The 8,007-nt window shown below is 66.5% G+C and carries 6 protein-coding genes; 4 read left to right on the top strand and 2 right to left on the bottom strand.

Features of this window, described 5'->3' with window-relative positions; genetic code table 11:
• Window positions 1-335: 335 nt before the first annotated feature.
• Window positions 336-1,115: an outer membrane protein gene (locus BRAS3809_RS07565; RefSeq protein ID WP_008961496.1), complete on the bottom strand. Its 780-nt coding sequence runs from the start codon at window positions 1,113-1,115 to the stop codon at window positions 336-338.
• Between the two features lie 240 nt (window positions 1,116-1,355).
• Complete coding sequence (gene parE, locus BRAS3809_RS07560; protein WP_008961495.1) at window positions 1,356-3,443, bottom strand: DNA topoisomerase IV subunit B; 2,088 nt, start codon at window positions 3,441-3,443, stop codon at window positions 1,356-1,358.
• A 271-nt stretch (window positions 3,444-3,714) separates the two neighbouring features.
• Between parE and BRAS3809_RS07555 the strand changes: the two genes are divergently transcribed.
• From BRAS3809_RS07555 to BRAS3809_RS07540, 4 genes are all read left to right on the top strand, one after another.
• Window positions 3,715-4,245: a DedA family protein gene (locus BRAS3809_RS07555; RefSeq protein WP_008961494.1), complete on the top strand. Its 531-nt coding sequence runs from the start codon at window positions 3,715-3,717 to the stop codon at window positions 4,243-4,245.
• Window positions 4,246-4,471: 226 nt separating this feature from the next.
• Window positions 4,472-5,122 carry an FMN-binding negative transcriptional regulator gene (locus BRAS3809_RS07550; protein ID WP_008961493.1) on the top strand — a complete coding sequence of 217 codons (651 nt, stop codon included), beginning with the start codon at window positions 4,472-4,474 and terminating at the stop codon, window positions 5,120-5,122.
• 11 nt (window positions 5,123-5,133) lie between these two features.
• Window positions 5,134-6,111 (top strand): N-acetyl-gamma-glutamyl-phosphate reductase, encoded by a 978-nt coding sequence (gene argC / locus BRAS3809_RS07545; protein WP_008961492.1) that lies wholly within the window; start codon window positions 5,134-5,136, stop codon window positions 6,109-6,111.
• A 116-nt stretch (window positions 6,112-6,227) separates the two neighbouring features.
• A complete protein-coding gene (locus tag BRAS3809_RS07540; RefSeq protein ID WP_008961491.1) occupies window positions 6,228-7,454 on the top strand; it encodes a threonine ammonia-lyase in 1,227 nt (408 codons plus the stop codon).
• Window positions 7,455-8,007 lie beyond the last annotated feature (553 nt).

The following is an 8,007-nucleotide window of genomic DNA, read 5'->3' as shown; positions in this document are numbered from 1 at the left end:
CATGCCGACGCCATAGCCGGCCCATTGCAACTGGTTGATCATGAAGCTCGTCCGCGGCCAAGCCACGACACCGGTGCCCTGGCCGACCCACAACAGGCCGACGGCGAGCAGAAGCAGGCCGCCGATCATCAGGAATCTCCGCATGGCCATGTCCTCCCTGGTCGACCGGCGTCATCGCATGCGAGACGCCGCTGCCGCATTTTTGTGAAACCTCGTTGAGCAGGAAGCTAGCGGCCGGCGCGACGGATGACCAGCGGCTCGTGCGCCAAAACAAAAAGCCCCGGATCGACCGGGGCTTTTCACAATCAGTTCGATTCGACCAGAGGAAGGGCCGCTCAGTACTTGGCGACCGGACCGGTCCAGTTGAAGCGGTAGACCAGAGAGGTGCTGATGGTCTGCACCCACGGCTTGAAGGTCACGGTCTGGAACGGAGCAGCAGCGCCGACAGCCGTCTCCGGGAGGGTCACGCGGCTGTAGTAGGCCGAACGGTATTCCGTCTTCATGAACCAGCCCGGCGCCGAGATGCCGAAGATGTTCAGGTTGTTCTCGACGCCACCACCGATGAACCAGCCGTCGCGATGGAACGAGGGCGTGTTCGCCACGACCGCGCCGCCGCCGGCAGCCAGCGTCGACAGGCCGGCACCCGACCAATCAGAGCCGGAGTAGCCACCATTGACGTAGGAGAGGACGTTCGGAGCAACGAGGTAGCCGACGCGGACACCGGCGGCGTAGCTGGTGCGGAGCTTCTCACGACCTTCGAGAGCGAAGTTCGGATCGGTCATCGAGCCACGGATGTCGCCGAACTGACCGTCGGCGAACACGCCGGCCAGCCACGAGCCGTTGAACTGCCAGTCATAGCCGGCGCCGACGGTGCCGAACCAGCCGTTGCCACCGTTGCGCTGATCGCGGGTGATCGCCAAGCCGCCAACCGTATTTACGTTGGTGTCAGCGTTCCAGAGGCCACCGCCGCCACCGCCGAAGATGTAGAACCCGGTCCAGCTCGGCGCGACCGGCGCCATCGGAGCCTTCACATAGGGGCGAGCAGCCAGGTCGGCAGCCGACGCCGCACCGGTCATCGCCACCACCGCGGTCAAAGCGAGCAAAAGCTTTTTCATATTCAAATCCCCAAGAGAGCGACGGTTCGCAAAGACCGTAAAGTTGCGGCGATTCCCTCGCCAGTCGTGCCCGAACTATAGCCGATTGGTGCCCAAAAGCTGTTGCCGGAGGAGCACACCAGAGGGGAAAGTGCGCTGCGGGACGCCGGACGCTCCGGTAACAAATTGAACTTTCAAAAGAAAAGCAGGCCCACGCGAAGGCGTGGAACCTGCAATTGAGGCGAGAAATCAGGTCAAAAGCTAGACGTCGAGCAGCTCGTCGCTGGCAAATTCCGCCTTTTCCGAGATGAAGGCGAAACGCGCCTCGGCCTTGGTGCCCATCAGGCGCTCGACCGAGTCGGCGGTGCCGTCGCGATCATCGGCGAGCAGCATGACCCGGAGCAGGGTCCGCTTCGCCGGATCCATGGTGGTCTCCTTGAGCTGCGCCGGCATCATCTCGCCCAGGCCTTTGAAGCGGCTGATCTCGACCTTGGCGTTGGCGTTGAACTCGCGCTTCAGCAACTCCTCCCGGTGCGCATCGTCCCGGGCATAGAACGTCTTGCTGTTGTGCGTGAGCTTGTACAGCGGCGGTACCGCCAGATAGAGATGGCCCTCGTCGATCAGCCGCGGCATCTGCCGGTAGAAGAACGTGATCAGCAGCGAGGCGATGTGGGCGCCGTCGACGTCGGCGTCGGTCATGATGATGATGCGCTGGTAGCGCAGGTCCTCTTCCCGATAAGACGCACCGGTGCCGGCGCCGATCGCCATCACGAGGTCGGCGAGCTGGGCGTTGGCGGTCAGCTTATCCTTGCCGGCCGAGGCGACGTTGAGGATCTTGCCGCGCAGCGGCAGCACCGCCTGCTTCTTGCGGTCGCGCGCCTGCTTGGCGCTGCCGCCGGCCGAATCGCCCTCGACGATGAACAGCTCGGAGCCTTCGGTGCCGGCGTCGGTGCAGTCGGCGAGCTTGCCGGGCAGGCGCAGCTTCTTGGTCGCGGTCTTGCGCGCCGTCTCCTTCTCCTGGCGGCGGCGGATGCGCTCCTCGGCACGCTCAACCACAAAATCGAGCAGCCGGTTCGCCTGTACCGGGTTGCCGGACAGCCAGTGATCGAACGGGTCCTTCACGGCCTGCTCGACGATGCGCTGTGCCTCGGCGGTCGCCAGGCGGTCCTTGGTCTGGCCCTGGAACTCCGGCTCGCGCACGAACACCGAGAGCATGATGGCGGCGCCCGCCATGATGTCCTCGGAGGTGATGTTGGCCGAGCGCTTGCCCTGGCCGACACGCTCGGCGTGGTCCTTCAGGCCGCGGAGCAGGGCGCTGCGGATGCCGGATTCGTGGGTGCCGCCGTCCGGCGTCGGGATGGTGTTGCAGTAGGACGAGAGAAAACCGTCGGCGTCGGCGGTCCAGGCCACCGCCCATTCGCAGCCGCCATGGCCGCCGGTGCGGCCGGACTTGCCGGCGAAGATGTCGGGGTGGACCAGCGTGTCGGCGTGGATCGCCGCGGCCAGATAGTCCTTCAGGCCGCCGGGGAAGTGGAAGGTCGCTTCGGGCTGGACATCCTCGATCCCCTTGAGCAGCGACGGATCGCACTTCCAGCGAATCTCGACACCGCCGAACAGATAGGCCTTGGAGCGCGCCATCTTGAACAGGCGCTGCGGCTTGAAGGTCGCCTTGGCGCCGAAGATGGTCGGGTCGGGCTGGAAGCGAACTTTTGTGCCGCGGCGGTTGGGGGCCTTGCCGACCTCCTCGAGCTTGCCCTTGGGATGGCCGCGCTCGAAGATCATGCGGTAGAGCTTCTGGTTGCGCGCGACCTCGACCTCGAGCCGGGTCGACAGCGCGTTCACCACGGAGATGCCGACGCCGTGCAGGCCGCCCGAGGTCTCGTAGACCTTGGAGTCGAACTTGCCGCCGGCGTGCAGCGTGCACATGATGATCTCGAGCGCCGACTTCTTCGGAAACTTCGGATGCGGGTCGATCGGGATGCCGCGGCCGTTGTCGGTCACGGTCAGGAAGCCCTCGGCGTCGAGCTCGACCTCGATGAAGGTGGCGTGGCCGGCCAGCGCCTCGTCCATCGAGTTGTCGATGACCTCGGCGAACAGATGGTGCAACGCCTTCTCGTCGGTGCCGCCGATATACATGCCGGGGCGGCGGCGCACCGGCTCGAGACCTTCGAGAACCTCGATGTCGCGGGCGGTATATTCGCCCTCGGAGCCGGCCGCGCGGGCGGCTGGCTTGGCAGCGGGCTTGGCTTGGACCTTGGCTTGGGCCTTGCCCTTGGCGGCGAACGCCGCCAGCGGGTCGGGGACCCCCTTGGCCTTGGCTTTTGCAGCTGATTTCAACGGCTTACCCATGGAATCTTGATGTTGCGCTTGCGCGAGATGGAACGAATCGTTGCGCCTGACTATGCCATGCCCCGGCATAAAACAATGACTGAGGAAACACCGCCCCCTGCAGCGGAACGCGGCGGTGCGACGGTTCCGCGGCCCGATCGGCTGCGTTCACGCGCCGCAGCCGGTTGTTGTGACTTGAAGTTGCCCGGCTCCGTGGCGTACCAGTCGGCGGCAGGGAACCGCGAAGGGCTTCAAGCACTTACAGCCGGGTCGCAGGAAAGGCGTCGAGCAGATGGAAGATTTTGGCCGCGCGGTTGCCGAGTTCGTGCGCGACCATCAGGCCTGGGCTGCGCCGATCGTCCTGCTGCTGGCCTTCGGCGAGTCCCTGGCCTTCATCTCGCTCCTGATTCCGGCCTGGGGCGCCCTGGTGGCGATCGGCGCCCTGATCGGCGCGACCGGGATCAGCTTCTGGCCGATGTGGCTGGCCGGCGGCCTCGGCGCGGCGCTGGGGGATTGGGTCTCCTATTGGTTCGGCTACCGTTACAAGGACCGCGTCGCGAAGATGTGGCCGCTGACGCGCTATCCGGAGCTGCTGCCACGCGGCGAGGCCTTCGTGCGCGACTGGGGTGTGCCGAGCATCTTCATCGGCCGGTTCTTCGGACCGCTGCGCGCCTCGGTGCCGCTGGCGGCCGGCATCTTCGAGATGCCCTACATGATGTTCCAGGTCGCCAATTTCGTCTCGGCCCTGGTGTGGTCGGCCGCGCTGCTGCTGTTCGGCGACGTGATCGGGCGGATCATGGAATGGCTCTGGCGCTCGGTGTGAGATGCCGCGCGTTGCGACCTTGACGCAGGAACCGGCGCGCTCTATACGCCTGCGCCCATGATCAACGCAGCTTTCATCATCGCCGGCATGCGCCGCCGTACCTTCGCGGTACGGGCGATGATCTGCGGTTAGATCATCCCCGTTGCCGCCGGATCCGGTCCCGCGGCAATCCTCCCCCTTGCAGCGTGATCGATCAGGCGGCTCCTTCGTCCAGCAGGAGTTTGCGATGTACACGCCACCGCCCTTCAAGCCCGACCGCGCCGCAAGCCTCGGCTTCGCGGACGCGCGCGGCTTCGGCACGGTCTGCGCGTGGGACGGCTTCAGGCCGATCGCATCTCCGTTGCCTTTCCATCTGGGCGCGCTGGCGGACGGCACGCCGCAGGCGTTCTTCCATGTCGCGCGCAACAATCCGCTGGCCAAGCTCGCCGACGGCACGACGCCGTGGCTGCTCGCCGTCAACGGTCCCGACGCCTATGTCTCCGCCGATTGGTACGTCTCGCCGGAGCAGGTGCCGACCTGGCTGTATCAGGCGGTCCACCTGACCGGCCCGGCGCGGGTTTTGTCCGACGCTGAGCTGGCGGCGCAGGCCGATACGCTCAGCGCCAAGTTCGAGCAATGGCTGCTGCCGAAGGCGCCGTGGACCTCGGACAAGATGAGTGCCGGCCGGCTCGAGGCGATGCACAAGGCGATCGTCGGGATCGTCATGACGATCGAGCAGGTCGAGGGCAGCTTCAAGCTCAACCAGCACAAGTCCGAAGCCGACTACGCGGCGGTGGCAGCCAGGCTTGGCGAGCAGCCCGACATCGGCGCGCAACAGATTTCCTCTCTCATGCGGCAGGCGCGGCCTGAGGCCTTCGCCGGCGAAACCCAGACCTGAAGGAGCGTGTCATGTCCGTGATCGATAGCAACCCGCCGAAGGCTCACACCGCGACACGCTCCGTGTTCGTCGACGGCGGCTCGGGCACGACAGGCCTTGGCATCGCCGAACGGCTCGCGCATCAGAGCGATATCGTCGTGAAAACGATCGCCGAGGACAAGCGCAAGGATCCCGCCGCCAAGCGGGCGCTGATGGCCGAGGTCGATCTCGTCATTCTCTGCCTGCCGGATGACGCGGCCAAGGAGACGGTGGCGCTGATCGACGGCATGGGCTCGTCGGCGCCGAAGGTGCTCGATGCGTCCACCGCCTATCGCGTGGCGCCGGACTGGGCCTATGGCTTCCCGGAACTCGCCGCCGGCCAGGCGGACAAAATCCGGAGCGCGCGCAAGGTCTCCAATCCCGGCTGCTATCCGACCGGCGGCATCGCGCTGCTGCGGCCGCTGGTCGATGCCGGCCTGCTGCCGCAGGACTATCCGGTCACCGTGAACGCCGTCAGCGGCTATTCGGGCGGCGGCAAGACCATGATCGCGGCCTATGAGGGCGGAACGGCTCCGCATTTCGAACTGTACGGTCTCGGCCTCGAGCACAAGCACCTGCCGGAGCTGCAGCTGTATTCGCGGCTGACGCGGCGGCCGATCTTCATTCCCTCGGTCGGCAACTATCGGCAGGGCATGCTGGTCTCGGTGCCGCTGCAGCTCGACACGCTGCCGGGCAAGCCGTCGGGGGCCGATCTGCAGTCCGCGCTGGCGAAGCATTATGCCGGCAGCAGATATGTCGCGGTGATGCCGCTCGACGGCACGGCGGCCAAGAGCGGCCGGCTCGAGCCGGAGGCGCTCAACGACACCAATCAGCTCGAGCTCCACGTGTTCGCCAGCGACAAGCATCATCAGGCGGTGCTGGTGGCGCGGCTCGACAATCTCGGCAAGGGTGCGTCGGGCGCGGCCGTGCAGAACATGCGGCTGATGCTCGGGCTGCCCGATCTCGGCTGAGATCGACACAGATCAGCCGGCTGCGCCCGCGGCCGGCTGGTTCCGCAGGATCGTGCAGGCGCCGGCGCTTTGCCGGCAGCGCCGTGCAATGAGGCACGTTGGGGATAGGCAGAGCCATGACCGCCATCGACCTGAATGCGCTACCCGTCACCGTGAACGACGTCCGCGCCGCCGCGGACACTATCGGCGGCGCGGTGCTGGCAACCGCCTGCAACCAGAGCCGGACGCTCGGCGAGATCTGCGGCTGCAACATCTGGCTCAAGTTCGAGAACCTGCAGTTCACGTCCTCGTTCAAGGAGCGCGGCGCGTTGAACCGGCTGAACGCGTTGTCGGCCGAACAGCGCGCGCGCGGCGTGATCGCGATGTCCGCCGGCAACCATGCGCAGGGCGTCGCCTACAATGCGCGGCGGCTCGGCATTCCCGCCACCATCGTGATGCCGGTGGGCACGCCGATGGTGAAGATCGAGAACACCAAGCGGCACGGCGCCGAGGTCGTGATCTCCGGCGCCACCTTGGAGGAGGCCGGCGCCTTCGCCAGGGAGCACGGCGCCGCTCACGGCATGACCATGATCCATCCGTATGATGATCCGCTGATCATCGCGGGGCAGGGCACGGTCGCGCTGGAGATGCTCGCCGTCGTCCCGGAACTGGATACGCTCGTCGTGCCGATCGGCGGCGGCGGATTGATCTCCGGCATGGCGGTGGCGGCACGGGCGATCAAGCCGGGCTTGCGCATCATCGGCGTGCAGGCCGAGCTCTACCCGTCGATGTTCAACGCGATCAACGGCAGTCAGCTGCCGATGCGCGGCGACACGCTGGCCGAGGGCATCGCGGTGAAGTCGCCGGGCCGGATCACGACCGAGATCATCCGCCATCTCGTCGACGACATCCTGCTCGTCACCGAGCCGCAGATCGAGCGCGCGCTCGCGACCTTGATCTCGATCGAGAAGACGGTGGTCGAGGGCGCCGGCGCTGTCGGCCTCGCCGCGGTGCTGGCGCATCCCGCGCCGTTCGCCGGCCGCAATGTCGGCCTCGTGCTGTGTGGCGGCAACATCGACACCCGCCTGATCGCCTCCGTGCTCACGCGCGAGCTGGCGCGCGAAGGCCGACTGACACAGCTGTCGATCGACATCGTCGATCGTCCCGGACAGCTCGCGGCGGTCTCGACCCTGCTTGCGGATGCTGGCGCCAACATCATCGAGGTCTCGCACCAGCGCACCTTCTCGGATCTGCCGGCCAAGGCGACCCTGCTCGAGCTGGTGATCGAGACGCGCGACCAGGCGCATCTCAACGACGTCATGACCAAGCTCGTTGCCGCAAATTTCAAAGCGCGCTGCACCTGACATTGGTTGCCTCGAATTTGGAGAGCGTGGTCCCGCCTCACACTCCGCCGTCGTCCCGGCCTTGAGCCGGGACCCATCACCACCGGCGGCTGAGAGGCAGGCAACTGACAGCCATGTTTCTCGAGAGCACCCGCGTTATGGGTCCCGGCGTTCGCCGGGACGACAGCGGAATTTTGGGCCGCGTCCGGGCTGGCAAGATGGTGCCTGCCTGTCATGGCCGCCGCTGCACGACGGGCAATCCACGCATGTGCGTCATGCGCAAACTGCCCGTCGCGTTACGATGCCGCAGGCCTCATCCCTTGTCGTGTCGGGCAAATCAGGTCGATGTTTCCGCCCGTCCTGCTGCCGCATGAGGGGCGTGTCGCGACCGTCACGAGACGTTGGCAGCGGGATGCGATGGGCGTGGCTGGCCGCAGCGTGAGTTGATCGCGCGGACGAACGGCGAGGCACGACCGGTCAAGTCGCGTGGTCCTGACACCCCGAAGCTGGTGTCCCCCGCGCAGCGCGCGTCAGCGCGGTGTGCGGCATGGTGGCCAACAAGCCCGGCGCACCA

The organism is Bradyrhizobium sp. STM 3809 (genome assembly GCF_000239795.1).
Taxonomy (GTDB): domain Bacteria; phylum Pseudomonadota; class Alphaproteobacteria; order Rhizobiales; family Xanthobacteraceae; genus Bradyrhizobium.
The sequence above is the reverse complement of the archived record's forward strand: the minus strand, read 5'-3'. Positions and strand labels throughout refer to the sequence as shown.

Coding starts and splice junctions, on each gene's coding strand:
- argC (WP_008961492.1), top strand. CDS start 5,134: ATGTCCGTGATCGATAGCAACCCGCCGAAGGCTCACACCGCGACACGC.
- BRAS3809_RS07565 (WP_008961496.1), bottom strand. CDS start 1,115: ATGAAAAAGCTTTTGCTCGCTTTGACCGCGGTGGTGGCGATGACCGGT.
- BRAS3809_RS07550 (WP_008961493.1), top strand. CDS start 4,472: ATGTACACGCCACCGCCCTTCAAGCCCGACCGCGCCGCAAGCCTCGGC.
- BRAS3809_RS07540 (WP_008961491.1), top strand. CDS start 6,228: ATGACCGCCATCGACCTGAATGCGCTACCCGTCACCGTGAACGACGTC.
- parE (WP_008961495.1), bottom strand. CDS start 3,443: ATGGGTAAGCCGTTGAAATCAGCTGCAAAAGCCAAGGCCAAGGGGGTC.
- BRAS3809_RS07555 (WP_008961494.1), top strand. CDS start 3,715: ATGGAAGATTTTGGCCGCGCGGTTGCCGAGTTCGTGCGCGACCATCAG.